Origin of the sequence: Arcobacter sp. LA11, assembly GCF_001895145.1 — a bacterium.
In the GTDB taxonomy this organism is placed as follows: Bacteria; Campylobacterota; Campylobacteria; order Campylobacterales; family Arcobacteraceae; genus Halarcobacter.
This window is the reverse complement of the sequence record NZ_BDIR01000005.1, coordinates 400,583-415,588: the sequence shown is the minus strand read 5'-3', so window position 1 is coordinate 415,588 and position 15,006 is coordinate 400,583. Positions and strand designations below refer to the sequence as shown.

The 15,006-nt window shown below is 29.0% G+C and carries 15 protein-coding genes; 7 read left to right on the top strand and 8 right to left on the bottom strand.

The features are described 5' to 3' along the window. Positions 1-4 precede the first annotated feature (4 nt). Positions 5-571: a TlpA disulfide reductase family protein gene (locus BT997_RS08040; RefSeq protein ID WP_072680957.1), complete on the bottom strand. Its 567-nt coding sequence runs from the start codon at positions 569-571 to the stop codon at positions 5-7. Between the two features lie 61 nt (positions 572-632). Between BT997_RS08040 and BT997_RS08035 the strand changes: the two genes are divergently transcribed. Both BT997_RS08035 and rny read left to right on the top strand, forming a co-directional pair. Then, a complete protein-coding gene (locus BT997_RS08035; RefSeq protein ID WP_072680955.1) occupies positions 633-1,169 on the top strand; it encodes a 5-formyltetrahydrofolate cyclo-ligase in 537 nt (178 codons plus the stop codon). 10 nt (positions 1,170-1,179) lie between these two features. Then, positions 1,180-2,724: a ribonuclease Y gene (gene rny, locus BT997_RS08030; protein ID WP_072680954.1), complete on the top strand. Its 1,545-nt coding sequence runs from the start codon at positions 1,180-1,182 to the stop codon at positions 2,722-2,724. Between the two features lie 45 nt (positions 2,725-2,769). Here the strand turns inward: rny and BT997_RS08025 are convergent, their stop codons facing one another. Together BT997_RS08025 and BT997_RS08020 are read right to left on the bottom strand one after the other, a co-directional pair. After that, positions 2,770-3,270 (bottom strand): DUF2062 domain-containing protein, encoded by a 501-nt coding sequence (locus BT997_RS08025; RefSeq protein WP_072680952.1) that lies wholly within the window; start codon positions 3,268-3,270, stop codon positions 2,770-2,772. Between the two features lie 90 nt (positions 3,271-3,360). Beyond that, positions 3,361-3,849, bottom strand: coding sequence for a DUF4405 domain-containing protein (locus BT997_RS08020; RefSeq protein ID WP_072680951.1), 489 nt, complete (start codon positions 3,847-3,849; stop codon positions 3,361-3,363). A gap of 182 nt (positions 3,850-4,031) precedes the next feature. Here BT997_RS08020 and rsmD point away from each other — a divergent pair, with 182 nt between their 5' ends. The 3 genes from rsmD to BT997_RS08005 all read left to right on the top strand — a co-directional run bounded on the left by rsmD (position 4,032) and on the right by BT997_RS08005 (position 7,252). Then, entirely contained in the window at positions 4,032-4,628 is a 597-nt protein-coding gene (gene rsmD / locus BT997_RS08015) for a 16S rRNA (guanine(966)-N(2))-methyltransferase RsmD (RefSeq protein ID WP_072680949.1), read from the top strand. Positions 4,629-4,640: 12 nt separating this feature from the next. Next, complete coding sequence (locus BT997_RS08010) at positions 4,641-5,441, top strand: ABC transporter permease (RefSeq protein WP_072680947.1); 801 nt, start codon at positions 4,641-4,643, stop codon at positions 5,439-5,441. 101 nt (positions 5,442-5,542) lie between these two features. Continuing rightward, a complete protein-coding gene (locus BT997_RS08005) occupies positions 5,543-7,252 on the top strand; it encodes a Na+/H+ antiporter NhaC family protein (RefSeq protein ID WP_072680946.1) in 1,710 nt (569 codons plus the stop codon). A gap of 34 nt (positions 7,253-7,286) precedes the next feature. Here BT997_RS08005 and BT997_RS08000 read toward each other — a convergent pair whose 3' ends face one another. Next, on the bottom strand, positions 7,287-8,108 hold the full coding sequence (locus BT997_RS08000) for an SDR family NAD(P)-dependent oxidoreductase (RefSeq protein ID WP_072680945.1): 822 nt from the start codon (positions 8,106-8,108) through the stop codon (positions 7,287-7,289). Positions 8,109-8,182: 74 nt separating this feature from the next. On the opposite strand from BT997_RS08000, the gene BT997_RS07995 reads away from it, so the two are divergent. Beyond that, positions 8,183-8,893 carry a Sir2 family NAD-dependent protein deacetylase gene (locus BT997_RS07995; RefSeq protein ID WP_072680943.1) on the top strand — a complete coding sequence of 237 codons (711 nt, stop codon included), beginning with the start codon at positions 8,183-8,185 and terminating at the stop codon, positions 8,891-8,893. Here the strand turns inward: BT997_RS07995 and BT997_RS07990 are convergent. Further along, entirely contained in the window at positions 8,890-9,471 is a 582-nt protein-coding gene (locus BT997_RS07990) for a nitroreductase family protein (RefSeq protein ID WP_072680941.1), read from the bottom strand. The two genes, BT997_RS07995 and BT997_RS07990, sit on opposite strands and share 4 nt — an antisense overlap. Before the next feature lie 59 nt (positions 9,472-9,530). Between BT997_RS07990 and BT997_RS07985 the strand changes: the two genes are divergently transcribed. Next, positions 9,531-10,298 carry a TIGR02757 family protein gene (locus BT997_RS07985; RefSeq protein ID WP_072680939.1) on the top strand — a complete coding sequence of 256 codons (768 nt, stop codon included), beginning with the start codon at positions 9,531-9,533 and terminating at the stop codon, positions 10,296-10,298. Between the two features lie 71 nt (positions 10,299-10,369). On the opposite strand, the gene BT997_RS07980 is transcribed toward BT997_RS07985, so the two are convergent. The 3 genes from BT997_RS07980 to BT997_RS07970 are packed head-to-tail and all read right to left on the bottom strand — an operon-like array spanning position 10,370 to position 15,006. Further along, on the bottom strand, positions 10,370-10,957 hold the full coding sequence (locus BT997_RS07980; RefSeq protein ID WP_072680937.1) for a TetR/AcrR family transcriptional regulator: 588 nt from the start codon (positions 10,955-10,957) through the stop codon (positions 10,370-10,372). Positions 10,958-11,009: 52 nt separating this feature from the next. After that, a complete protein-coding gene (locus BT997_RS07975) occupies positions 11,010-11,915 on the bottom strand; it encodes an MBL fold metallo-hydrolase (protein WP_083568576.1) in 906 nt (301 codons plus the stop codon). A gap of 52 nt (positions 11,916-11,967) precedes the next feature. After that, positions 11,968-15,006: an efflux RND transporter permease subunit gene (locus tag BT997_RS07970; protein ID WP_072680935.1), complete on the bottom strand. Its 3,039-nt coding sequence runs from the start codon at positions 15,004-15,006 to the stop codon at positions 11,968-11,970.

Below are 15,006 nucleotides of genomic sequence, written 5' to 3'. Positions count from 1 at the left end.
ATATTTATTTCCCTAAAGCTCTGTTTATATCAAGTTCCATCATCTCTTGAGGAACTACACCAACATATTTCTGAACAATTTTTCCCATAGGGTTAATTATAAACATTGTAGGAATACTTTTTATTTCGCCCATAGCTTTTGAAACTAAAAAGTTTTCTTTTGTATTTGCAATAGGATAATTGATTTTATACTCTTCTATAAAGTTATTCATTTTTTCAACAGAAGTCATATTACCGTCTTTTTCACCCATAGCTAGTGAAACTATTTCAAAAGTATCTTTATATTTATTTTTTAAATTATTAAGATGAGGAATTTCTGCTCTACAAGGAGGACACCATGTTGCCCAAAAGTTTAGTAATACAACTTTTCCTTCTAATCCTTTAAATATAATTCCATCTTTAGTTTTTTCTAAATCTATAATGGCATTGTTTGTAGTAGTTAATTTAAATTTTGTTTGCTCTTTTTTTACAACTTCTTTTTTTACTTCTTGTTCTTCTTCTTTTTTAGAATCACATCCCGTAAATAGTATAGTTGCAGAAATTACAAAAAATGCTATCTTTTTAAACTGCATTTCATTTCCTTATTGGTAAAATAATTTTAAGGTAAGAATTTTACCCTAGTAAGGCTTAAATATGGAAGAAAATCACAAGAGTGATTTTAGAAAATCGTGTATTAAAAGATTAGAGTTTTCAAGCCGTTTTTCAAAGTTATACAAAGATAAAAAAACAGTAAAAAAATTAAAAAGATTTATAGATAGATATAAAGCAAAAAATATTTTGTTATATATTCCTATGGGTATGGAAGTTGATGTGCTTCCTTTGATAAATAACTTAAGAAGAGAACGTAAAAATGTTTATGTTCCTTTTATGGTTGAGGACAGTTTTAAATTAGTAAAGTATAGATTACCTTTAAAAACCAAAAGATTTGGTATAAAAGAGCCTAGAAACTCTTTTTGCATACATAAAAATATTGATCTTGCAATAGTTCCAGTAGTAGGGATTGATGGAGAGTGCAAGAGAATTGGTTTTGGTCGAGGAATGTATGATAGATTTTTTTACCGGTTAAATTATAAACCAACTGTTGTTTTTACTCAATTAACACTTTGCAAAACAAAAGAAACCCTAACTAATCAATACGATATTCAAGCCGATTACATAATTACAAGTTAAGGTTTTAAATATGGAATTAGTAATAGTAGGAGTTGTTGTTGCATTAGTAAGTATTGCAGTTACAATCTTCGTAGTAAAAAAAATCAATAAAGCCAAATTTGATATCTACATAGAACAAGCTAAAGCCAAAGCGAAAGTTATTGAGCATGAAGCCGAAGTTGTTTTAAAAGATGCGCAAATTAAAGCCAAAAGGGATTATGACAGAGAGTTTAAGGCTGCAAGACGAGAATATGATGATATGCTTTCTAAAATTGAGAAGAAAGAGAAGGAACTTAATCATCACCTAGAGTCAGAATTAAGAATAATCAAAGAACAAAAAACAGAAATTGTTGAAAAAAATGAAAAAATAACAACAATTAAAGAGGGTCTAAAAAGACAACAAAAAACATATGATGAAAAAATTGCAAAAGCAATTAAAGTATTAGAAAATGCTTCTGGTTTAACTACTGATGAAGCAAGAGAATTAATGCTAGAAAAAGTAAAAGAAGATTCAAGAGCTACAATTGCTTCAATCTTTAGAAAAAAATATAAAGTTGCAGAGCAAGAAAGTAAGGATGAGATTAACAATATGTTATCTCACGCAGTTACTAGATATGCAGGAGAATTTGCGGCTGAAAGACTTATCAATAATTTACCAATCAATGATGAAGAAACTAAAGGTAAAATTATTGGTAAAGAAGGGCGAAATATTAAAGCTCTTGAAATGTTATTAGGTGTTGATATTATTATTGATGATACTCCAAATACAATTACAATTTCATCTTTTAATTTATATAGAAGAGCAATTGCTACTAAAACAATTCAAGCACTTCTTGAAGATGGAAGAATTCAACCAGCTAGAATCGAAGAGATTTATAATAAAGTAAAAACAGAATTTGATAAAAATATGTTAAAAGAGGGTGAAGATGTAGTTCTAGAACTTGGAATTAAATCTATGCATCCAGAACTTACTAAATTAGTTGGAAGATTAAGATATAGAGCTTCTTATGGGCAAAATGCTTTAGCTCATACATTAGAAGTTGCCCATTTAGCTGGTTTATTAGCAGCACAAATGGGTGGAGATGCAATTTTAGCTAGACGTGCTGGATTATTACATGATATTGGGAAAGCACTTACTCACGATATGCCAGGTTCACATGTACACCTTGGCGCTGAAATCTGTAGAAGATATGATGAACCAGATACGGTTATAAATGGTATTTATGCACATCATGGACATGAAGAACCAATAAATGTAGAATCATCTGCTGTATGTGCTGCTGATGCATTAAGTGCAGCAAGACCAGGAGCTAGAAGAGAAGTGCTAGAAAGCTTCCTAAAAAGAGTTGAAGAAGTTGAAAATATTTCTACATCTAAAACTGGTGTTATCAACGCATTTGCAATTAATGCAGGACGTGAAGTAAGAGTAATCGTAAAAGCTGAGTTAGTAAATGATGATGAAGCAGTATTACTTGCAACTGAGATTGCACAAGATATTGAAAAGAAAGTTCAATATCCTGGTGAAATCAAAGTTAATGTTATACGTGAGTTAAGAGCTCAATCTTACGCAAGATAAGAAAAAGTGAAGCGAAAGCTTCATTTTTCTTTTACTTTTTTTTAATTAATTTATTTGACTCTCTTTTCTATTTTTTTTAACTATATAAATCCATAAAAAGTTTACTATTATTGCACAAGTTACACTTGCAAAAACACCAATAACTAGCGCTCCTGTCCAAAGAGATAAAGCTATATCTCCAAAATTGTCATACATAGATTCAAAGTTGAATTCTATAGGATTTTCAGGTTTGATAATTAGTTTTCCTATTTGATATTCTAAATAAAAAAGTGGTGGCATAGTAATTGGATTACTTATAAAAATAAGTATAAAACTTATAGGCAAGTTTGCATTAAATAGTATAGCTAAGAAAGCTGCTAGTATCATCTGTAGTGGCATGGGTAGTGCGGCAACAAAAATACCTATAAGAACACCTGTTACTACTCTTTTTCTAGAAAGACTCCATATTTCTCTTTTGTGTAAAAAACTTCCAAATATTTTTAAAAATCTTTGTTCTTTTATATTTTCATGTGTTGGTAAAACTTTTTTTAGTTGTTTTCTTGGCAAATATAACCTTTAGTTTATTTTGCATTAGTTTACCAAATAAAAGTTTTACTTAGATTACAAATTCTTAATAAATAGATATTTTTAAGTTTTTTATTTACTTGTAATGATTTTTACTATCTTATATGGACTAGTTTGATTAGCTTTTGCAATATCATTAATACTTTTACTATCTAGTACCCTTATATTTTTAGATTCTAGTTTTTTTATTGCATCTTCATATTTTACATTTAATACTTGAAAAGAGTTTTTAACCGGAGTATTAATCATACCTTGCATGATAAGCATTTTTGGATTTTCCCCTTGGTTTGAACTTGCATAAATTAATGCAGCACTTACAATTGATATAGCTATTGTTGCAGAAATAAAGACTTTTTTTGAAAAATAGTTTTTCATACTTTTCCAATTTACAATTACGTGAAATATTCCTGCTACAACGAATACTAGTCCTAAAATATTGTGTAAAGCTTTTACTTGCATTCCAGATATATGGAAAAACATCATAACTCCGCTTATAGCTATTACTAAGAATGTGAGGGTTGTAAATGATGTCGCAATTTCTCTTTTTTTATTTGTTGTCATGGTAAACCTTTTTTATTGAAATTATAAAGGCTGATAATTACCAAAAATAAACTTTATATTAATACTATATTAATAGCAATATCTAACAATACTATTTTCTTAAAACTCATATTGTCTACAAAAATTAAATTCTCAACAATTTTTAACTATAATACGTGAAAATTTATACAATTAAGAGAATTATGAAAATTAATAAACCAACTACAAAAATAATTGCAGGGAAATATAAAGGAAAAGTTTTAGAACTTCCTTCTTTAGATGTAACAAGAAGTTCAAAGTCAAGACTTAAAGAATCACTTTTTAACGTTTTACAATTTGATATTATAGATAAAGTATTTATAGAAGCTTTTGCAGGGAGTGGTAGTATAGGACTTGAAGCTGTTAGTCGTGATGCAAAAAGAGCTTATTTTGTAGAACTTGATAGAAATTCATATAAAATATTAACAAAAAACTGTAGTGCAGTTGAGCCAAATAAATGTCAAACTATGTTAGGTGACACCTTTGTTCAAACACCTTCAATTTTAGATAATCTAAAAAACTCTAAAGATGAGTTGATAGTATATATAGACCCACCTTTTGATTATAGAGAAGGAATGGATGAGATTTATGAAAAATCATTTGATATGGTAAGAAATATCGAGAATGACAATATTTATTTATTGATTATAGAGCATGTTTCAACTCTTGAAATTCCTGAAGTTCTAGGAAAATTTTCTTTAAATAAAACAAAGAAATTTGGTAAGAGTTCATTATCTTATTTTAACTATTCAGAAGAATAAGAAAGCTTATTTATGATTAAAATTGCCTCGATAATACTTTTTTCGCTGATTAGTTTAGTATTTTTGATGCCATTTTTTTATACAGTTTCACCATATGAACTTAACCCAAATCTTATTTTGACTGCTCCATCTTTAGAGCATCTGTTTGGTACTGATAGATTAGGTCGTGATATTTTAGCTAGAATTTTGCAAGGTGGTCAGACTTCACTTATAATTGGGCTTTTAAGTGCTAGTATATCGTCACTTATTGGACTTTTTATTGGTATAAATGCAGGTTATTTTAAAGGTAATATTGATAAGGGTATTACTATTTTGATTGATTTATTTTTGACTTTTCCAACTTTCTTTTTACTTTTAGCTCTTGTCTCTTATATACAAGCGTCATCTTTAGTTCTAATTATAGTGATTTCAATAACAGGCTGGATGGGAATGGCAAGACTTATTAGAAGTGAAAGTTTTGCAATAGGAAACAGACCTTATATAAAGATTTTAAAACTAGGTGATGTTCCTAAAACAAAAATCATATTTAAATATTTTGCTCCACTTTTAGCACCGATTTTTCTTATCTCTTTTACTTTTGGAGTAGGTGGTGCTATCTTAGCTGAATCTGGTTTATCTTTTCTTGGACTTGGTATAAATCCTCCTGAAATGTCATGGGGTAGTTTACTTAGTGATGGAAAAGATGTTATCGATATAGCATGGTGGGTAACATTTTTCCCTGGTCTTATGATTTTTATAGTTACATTTTGTCTTATGCAAATATCTGATTTCTTACAACAAAAAGCAAATTCAAAAGAGATACAACAAACTTAATAACTATTTTACTACTAAATGAAATAAAAAAGAAACTTTTTTACAATTTTTAAATGACTTAATGGTATAATTTTCGGTTAATTTAAAAAAAAGGATTCTTTTTGAATAAGTTTCTAAAAACTTTTTTACTGATTGCAGTTCTTCCAATTGCAATATTTGCAGCTGATGCAAAAGCTAACTCTCTTACCTATGGTGCTTTTACACTTCTTCCTCCTTTGGTTGCTATTGTTTTAGCTTTTATAACAAGAAATGTTGTATTCTCATTATTTATGGGTATTTTTACAGGTACTTTTATGGTAAATGTTAGTGGTTCAAATATTTTTGCATCATTCTTCAACGCTTTCATTGATATGTCTGGAAAGATGGTTGGTTCTTTAGCTGATTCTTGGAATGCAGGTATTGTACTTCAAGTTTTAACAATCGGTGGTATGATTGCAGTTATTACAAAAATGGGTGGTCCTAGAGCTATTGCAGAAAAACTTGCAACAAAAGCAAAAGGTCAAAGGTCTGCACAGCTATATACTTGGATTATGGGATTTTTTATCTTCTTTGATGATTATGCAAATTCATTAGTTGTTGGTCCTATTATGAAACCTGTGACTGACAAGTTAAAAATTGCAAGAGAAAAACTAGCGTTTATTATTGATGCTACTGCTGCTCCTATTGCAGGACTTGCTTTGATTTCTACGTGGGTTGGATATGAGTTATCACTTATTAAAGATGCCTATACTGTTATAGGACAACCTGAGATAAATGCTTTTTCTATCTTTGTAGAGACACTTCCTTATAGATTTTATAATATCTTGATGTTAGCTTTTGTTTTCTTTTCTGCTTTTACGTTAAGAGAGTTTGGTCCTATGCATAAAGCAGCTGTAAGAGCTCATGATAAAGGACAAGTTACAGATCCTAAAACTGATAGTACTTTGATGAATCAAGAAAACTCTTTTATGATGCCAAAAGATGGAATGAAATATTCTATTTATAATGCAATTGTTCCTATCATGGTTCTAATTGTTGTAGCATTTATTGGATTTTATATAAATGGAGTTTCTGGATTAGAAGGAAAGGTTTTAGAAGCAGTAAATGCTGACCCTTATTCATTTTACGCTATTAGAGAAGCTTTTGGTGCTGCTGATGCTTCTATTGTGATATTTGAAGCTGCCTTGCTAGCTTCTTTAGTTGCTATTGGTATGGGATTACAACAAAAGATTTTTTCACTACATGAAGCTATTGAAACTTGGGTTTATGGTGTAAAAGCTTTAGTTATAACTGCTGTGATTTTAATCTTAGCTTGGTCTTTAAGTGCAGTTATGAAAGAAGTAGGTACTGCAAATTATCTTGTAACAATGCTTTCTGATAGTACACCTCAGTTTATTTTACCAACGATAATTTTTATACTTGGTTCTATTATCTCATTTTCTACTGGTACTTCATATGGAACGATGGGTATTTTGATGCCTCTTACTATTCCTTTAGCAAATGCAGTAGGTCTTAATACTGGACTTGAAGGTGTAGATTTACATAACTATATTGTTTTAAATGTAGGTGCAGTTTTAACTGGTGCAATATTTGGGGATCATTGTTCTCCTATATCTGATACATCTATTTTATCATCTATGGCTTCATCTTGTAATCATATGGACCATATCTCTACGCAGTTATTCTATGCAATATTTGTAGGTATTGTAGCTGTTGTTTGTGGATATTTACCTGCAGCCTTTGGTGTGCCTGTAACAGTTTTACTTCCTATTGGATTACTTGTTATATTCTTAGTTATAAGATTTTATGGAAAGCCTTATATCAAAGCTTAGTTAGTACTATAAAAAGAAGAAGAGATTCTTCTTTTTATATCTTTTGTAAGATTTTATCTAAAAGTGATGTTGATAAAATTCGTTTGAAAAATCCTAAGATATATGTAGCTTTTGTTACATAATATCTTGGTTTTGGATTATCTGTATTCATGATATTTTGAATCACATCTGCAACTGAGGTTGCTGGAAGATTGAAAGGTGTGTTATCTTTATCGCTTTCTAGTCTTGCATTTAATTGTGTATCATACTCTTTTTTATATGCAGAATTTTCTTGGTCAACATTTTGTTGAAATTTTTTAACTGCATTATCTCTAAATTTTGAAGTTACTGGACCTGTATTTATTGTGCTTATAGAAATTTTTGTATTTGCTAGTTCTAGTCTTAGTGTATCTGCTAAGCCCTCTATTGCATATTTTGAAGCGTTATAAGCACCTCTAAATCTTAAACTTATGATTCCTAAAACTGAAGAGTGTTGAATGATTTTTCCATAACCTTGTTTTCTCATTATAGGTAAAACTTGACGTGTAAGTTCATGTAATCCAAAAACATTTGTTTCAAATTGTTCTCTTAAAACATCTGTTTTTATATCTTCTAGTGCTCCTGGTTGTCCAAAACCTGCGTTGTTAAAAACTGCATCTATTTTGGCATCATTTTTTATGATTTGTTCAAGGGCTTCACTTATATGCTCAGGCTTTGTAACATCTAATAAAAAAGTGTTAAATCCTAGCTCTTTTAGCATTTGTACATCTTCTTCTTTTCTAGCACTTGCGTATACTTTTATTCCATTTTTCTTAAGTGTTTTTGCTGTTTGAAGTCCAATACCAGTTGAACATCCTGTTATTAAAATATTTTGCATTGAATTTATCCGATTTTTTTAAGTATATGTTTTTTCAAAGATGGTATTATAACAGAAAATATTTGGATTATTCTATGGATGAAAAAGTAGTTATTTTAACTGGTGCTGGGTTAAGTGCAAGTAGTGGTATTTCAACTTTCAGAGATGAAAATGGTCTTTGGGAAAATCATGATATAAATGAAATATGTAGTGCAGGGTGTTTAGATTGGAATTATGATGCTACAGTAAACTTTTATAATCTTAGACGAAAAGATATAGAAAATAAGATTCCAAATAATGCACACCTTATGTGTGCAAGACTAAAAGAAAAGTACCCTAAGAAAGTAGAGATAATTACTCAAAATGTAGATAATCTATTAGAAAAGGCAAAGTGTAATGAGGTACTTCACTTACATGGTTTTTTAGAAGAACTAAGATGTATGAGTTGCCAAGAAATAGTTAATGTAAAATATGACTTACAAGATAGTAAAAACTCTACTTGTAAATCATGTGGTGGAAAAATGAGACCAAATATAGTATTTTTTGGCGAACCAGCACCTATGTATGAAAATATGCATAAAATACTTGATGACTGTGGATTACTCGTAGTTATTGGTACAAGTGGGTATGTGATTGATGTTAGTTTTTTAACACAATATGCAGACTATACAATACTAAATAATCTAGAGCCAAGTGAAGCTATAGTTGAAGAGTGTTTTAATAAAATATATTATGAAGATGCAAATATTGCATATGAAAAGATAGAACAAGATATAGAAAAATTTATAGAAAAAGGAGAGATTTAATATTCTCCAACTATAATTTGCTCTAAAGTTCTTTTAGGAACACAATGAGTTTCATCTTCAAGTCTATAATAGTTTGTATCTAACTTTTTAGTATCTACAAGCTTAATATTTTCAGCTCCAACTCCTACCGCGATTCCAATCATTACATCATAACAATCTGGTATTACAAAAAGTTCTTTACACAGTTCTTTATCTATTGATGCCATTGGACATGTTGCTAATCCTTTTGCCTTTGCAGCTAAACTAATAGCAGTAAAAGATGCTCCTGCATCAAACATAGGGAAACCATCAATCATTTGGTCATTTAACATCAAAATAAAAGCACTAGGTTTTTCATCTTCTTTTTGTTCCCAATCTTTTAGATGGGCTGCCCATTTAGCTGTTTGAGTAAGTCTTTCAACACTATCTTTATTTGTCACAAGGATATATTTAATAGGTTGCATATTTTTTGCACTTGAAGTAATTCTTGCTAAATCTAGTATCTCTTTTAAATCTTCAAAATTTACAATTGCGTCTTTTTTAAATCTTCTTGTTGTTCTTGAATCTTGTATTAAAGTTTTTAGTTCGTTGTAATTCATTTAAACTCTTTTTTTTTATTTCTTGTTATTATAGCAAATCAAAAATTTTAGGTAGGGTTATGCAAGATATAAAAGCACTTTTAGATAAAGAAGTAAGCAGTAGAAATAGTAATTGTGAACTTTCATATGATAAACCTGACCCGCTTTTAGTTGCAAGTAGATATAAAGATGAATACACAATACTTCTATGTGCTTTATTTGCTTATGGAAATGCAAAACTAATAGTTAAGTTTTTAGACTCTTTAGATTTTTCTTTATTAGATGAAAGTGAAGAAAAAATAGATAAAGAACTTGAAGGCTTTTATTATAGGTTTCAAAATAGTGAAGATGTAAAAAAAATATTTAAAACTTTTAGACAAATGAAACAAGAAGATAGTTTAAACAATATTTTTCTAAAAGGCTACAAAAAAGAGAATTCAGTCTTAGAAGGTTTAGATTCTGTTATAAATAAAATACATTCTGTTGCAAATTATAAATCTAAAGGTTTCACTTTCTTAGTATCAAAGCCTTTTAAAAGAGATAAACAAGGAAATATAAAAGAGATAGGAACTGCCCCATATAAAAGATGGAATATGTTTCTAAGATGGATGGTAAGAAATGATGAGCTTGATTTAGGACTTTGGAGAGAAATTGACAAAAAAGACTTGATACTTCCTCTTGATACTCATACTTTTAAAGTATCTCAAAAACTAGGACTTTTAAAACGTAAAACATACGACTTGAAGTCTGCTATTGAGATAACTTATAAGTTAAAAAAGTTTGATATGAATGACCCTATTAAATATGATTTTGCTCTTTATCGGATTGGACAGGAGAAAAGGATTTAGATATTTGACTTTACATCTTTTTATTAATATTAAAGCCTATGAAATTAATTATTTTTATTTATTAGAAGATATTAATATTTAATTGAATCTAATATTCTTATAATATTTAAGACTTCTGAGTACTCATATCCTTTAATTCTAAAACTTGATGATAGGACTAAGTTACCTGAAATATTTGTAATTATTTCAAAAGAGATCTCTTTTGTATTGCATTTTATAAACTCTTTTTTTTCAATTCCTAGTTTTAAATATTTTTCTATTATTTTTTGATAATTATTTAGTAATTGATATAGTGAAGAATGTTTCTCTTTTTTAATATAATCTGTTCGTAAAAATTCTATATATAAAAATATGAATTTTTTATCTTTAATTTTAGATATAAGAAAAAATTCTGTTATAAAAAGTATCTTTTCTTTATATGTTTTATAAGTATCAATTTTTTTATTAATTTCAATAAAAACTTTCTCAAAATAGGCTTTAATATATTCATTAATTACATCATCTTTATTTTTAAAATATTCATAAAAGGTACCTTTTCCAATATTTGCTTTATAAGTTATTGCTGAAATTGTTGTTTCGGCAACACCATTAGAATAAAAAAGTTCAGAAGCAATATTCATTATATCAATTCTTTTTTCTTTTTTAACAATATTACTCATTTAAACTCCTTGTATAAAGTCAGGTATTAAGAGTTTTTTTAATACCTGATTATTAATTTTTTGTTTGTTCTTTTTTTGTAGTTAATGCTCGATAAAGAATTTCAGTCATTTTTTTTGTACTAATATGATTCCAACTCCATTTTTCATAAGTTGCTAGTGGATTTATTGTAAGCACTTCTTCTTTTGACATACCTTTATCAACTAAATCTTTCACACGCTTTTTAGCATCAATAAGCATATTTACTGCTGTTTGTAAATCTTTTTTATTTGCAAGTAAACCATGTCCTGGAATAATTTTTGTATCTTTATTTATTAACTCAATGATTTTCTTTTGTCCAGCAATAAAACCATCAATATCGCCACCTCTATCTAAATCGATAAATGGAAATTTTTTATTAAAGAACATATCACCAGCATGAATTATATTTGCATCTTTAAAATATATGACTACATCATTATTAGTATGCGCTGGTTGGATATAAAATGCATTTACTGTTTGTCCATTTAAATAAAATGTAATTTCATCATTAAATGTTATATTAGGTAAGCCTATTTGGTTAAACTCTTTATTAGATTGCAACTCTTTACGTGTATTGTCATGAGCTACTATCGTTACATTTTTTTTTGCATAGGCAGGGTTCCCTCCTGTATGATCTAAATGTCCATGTGTATTAATAACAAAGCTAACATCTCCTCCTGCTATTTTTCCAATTGTTTTCATTGTCATTTCAATCACTTTTGGTAAACCATTATCAATAAGAATAACTCCATCCTTACCAACTAATAATCCTAAATTAGCACCAGGGTTACCAGCTTTTCCTTCAAGCATATAAATGCCCTTTGCAAGTTCTGTTGACTTCCAAGAGACTACCCTTTTTTCAATATTTCCACCATTATGTGCAATACTATTTGACACACAAGCTATTACTAATAGAAAGTAAACTATCATCTTATGCATATCTTCTCCTTTTTTTTTAATATTAAGTATCTAGCTTAATACACCAAATTTTTTATACAATTTGCTCTTTCTCATAAAATTTTCTAAGCCAAGCATCAACTGGATATAAAATTCTATAAATTGCTGGAACAACCAATAATGTAAGTATTGTTGAACTTATAAGTCCACCAATAACAGCTATTGACATTGGGGCATTACTTTCATGTCCTGCTCCAGTTCCTAGTGCTAGAGGAAGCATCGCTCCTATCATTGCAAAAGTTGTCATTAAAATTGGTCTTAGTCTTTTTTCTCCTGCTTCTAAAAGAGCTTCTTCAACTTTTTTACCATCTTTAATTGCTTGATTTGCAAAATCTACAACCAATACCGCATTTTTACCAACCATTCCAAGAAGTAAAATCATTCCAATCATTACGTATAAAGAAAAATTCATTCCTGTTAAACCTAAAGCCATAAGAACACCTACAATAGATAATGGCATTGAAACCATTATAATAATAGGTTGAATAACTGATTCATAAAGTGCAGCTAAAATAAGGTAGATTAAAATTACTGCTAAAGTTATAGCTGCACCAAAGCTTACCATAGTATCTTGCATTCTTTCAATTTCACCTGTATACCTATATGTATATCCAGGAGGTAAAATCTCAGGCAGTTTCTCATCAAGTTTAGCAACTATTGAATCTAAGGCAACATCTTCAGTTTTATATGCTGTTACCATAACTTTTCTTTCTCTATCAAACCTATTTACAGTTGCAACGCCTACTTGTTTTTCAATATTTACTAAACCATCAAGAGATACTAAATCCCCATTTATAGCTCTTACATAAATCTTTTTAATATCATTCAAGTCTCTTCTTGAAGAATCTTCAAGTCTTATTGTTACATCATATTGTTTACCTCTATCTTCAAAGGTACTAATGCTAATATCACTTGAAAAAGCTGCCGATAAAAGGCTTGCAATTTGTTGTGTTGTTACACCTTTTTGTTTTGCGTTCTCTCTTAAAATAGTAATCTTATATTCTGGTTTATTATCATCAAAGTCACTATCTATGTCAACTGTTCCATCAATAGTTTTTAGAAGTGCCTTAATATCTTTAGATGTTTTATTTAATCCTTCTAAAGTATCACCTTTTACTACAACTTGAACATTAGCATTACTTTCTCCTGTTGATATGGCAGGTACTGGTTCAATAGTAATAATCATATCTTTTATAGATGAAAACTCTTTTCTTAGCTTTTTAATAATAGAAGACTGATTAACAGTTCTCTCTTTTAAAGGTTTTATTCTTACATAAATCTTCGCTTTATGAGACTCTTTAGAGTCTGTATAACCAATAGATAATACGCTATCTACTGTATTTTCCTCTTTATTTACCACTTCAACAATTGGAGCTACTTTTCTTTTCATTTCATCTAAAGAAATTCCAATATCACCTTTTATTAATATTTGGTATTCACTCGTATCTTCAATAGGTAAAAAGTCCATACCTACATTTTTTGAAGCCATAATTCCTAGAAAAAGGAATCCAACAACAGATAAAATTGTAAGATACTTAAATTTAACAAGATACCTTAAAATAAAAACATACCCTCTATCTAATTTTTGAAAAATTGGTTCAGTTGCATAAAAGAACTTACTCTCTTTATGACTAAGCATTCTAGAACCAAAAGCAGGTATAAACATAATTGCTACAAAATATGAAATAACAACACCACAAGCAACAGTCATTGCAAAAGAGTTAAAGAACTTTCCAACTAAACCATCCATAAAAGCAATAGGAATAAATACAGCTAAAAGCATTGCAGAAATTCCTAAAACTGAAAAAGCAATCTCTTTTGTACCAACTAATGTGGCTTCAAACCTAGGTAGTCCTTCTTCCATCTTTTTCATAATATTTTCAATAACAACAATTGCATCATCTATAAATATACCAATAGCAAGAGTTAGTCCAATAAGAGATAGTTTATTTAAGTCATATCCTAAGTAATCCATCACAGCAAAAGTACCTATAATAGAAATAGGTACTGCAAAAGCTGAAAGAATAGTTGCTGTTACATTTCGTAAAAATAAAAAGACAATAACTACTGCTAAAAGAGCTCCAAATACAAGGTCAAATTTCACTTGATTTAAACTTACTAATATTTTCTTACTCTCATCTTGAATAAGTTTTAATTTATAATTTTCACCTGCAAGGCTTTCAAGTTCTGGAAAAATGTCTTTAACCCCATCAATAATATCTAAAGCATTTGTTCCAGAAATTTTTTCAACGGTAAGCATTACACCTTTTAAACCATTAAGTTCTGAAAAACTATCTTCATCACTAAGTCCATCAAAAACTGTTGCAATATCACTAAGCTTTACACCTTCTTTAATATTTATATTTTTAAGTTCTGAAATTTTAAGAGCATCACCACGAGATTTAATAATCACTTCTTGTTTATCATTAATTACTTTTCCGGCACTTGCTCTATAGTTTTCATTTGTAATAGTATTTTGAAGTTCTAATGCACTAATATCATATTTATTTAATAAATCAGGATTTACAAAAATTCTAATCTCTCTATCTTGAAAACCAATAATATCAACATCACCAACATTTCTTACTCTTTGAAGTTTTGGTTTCATCTTTTCATCGGCAAGTAACATCAGTTTTTGTGTGTCACCTGCTTTATCTGAAATAAAAAGATTTATAACACTTCCACTAGCACTTACTTTTGAAACTATAGGATTATCTACACCTTGAGGTAAATCTATAGTACCAATCTTATCCCTTACATCATTAGATGCTTCAGCAATATCACGTTCAAGTTCAAAGGTAATAGCTACAGTACTAAATCCTTCAAAACTACTAGAAGTAATTTGCTCAATACCATCAATACCACTTACAGATTCTTCTATTAAATCTGTAACTTTTGATTCAACAGTTAAAGCATCTGCTCCTTTATACGTTGTTTGAATAGTAACAATTGGAAAATCAATATTAGGAAAAAGATTTACGGGCATTGTTCTATACGACATAATTCCAAAAACAATAAATGTTAAAACACCCATTAACACAGTTATGGGTCTATTTAATGCAAATTGATACAT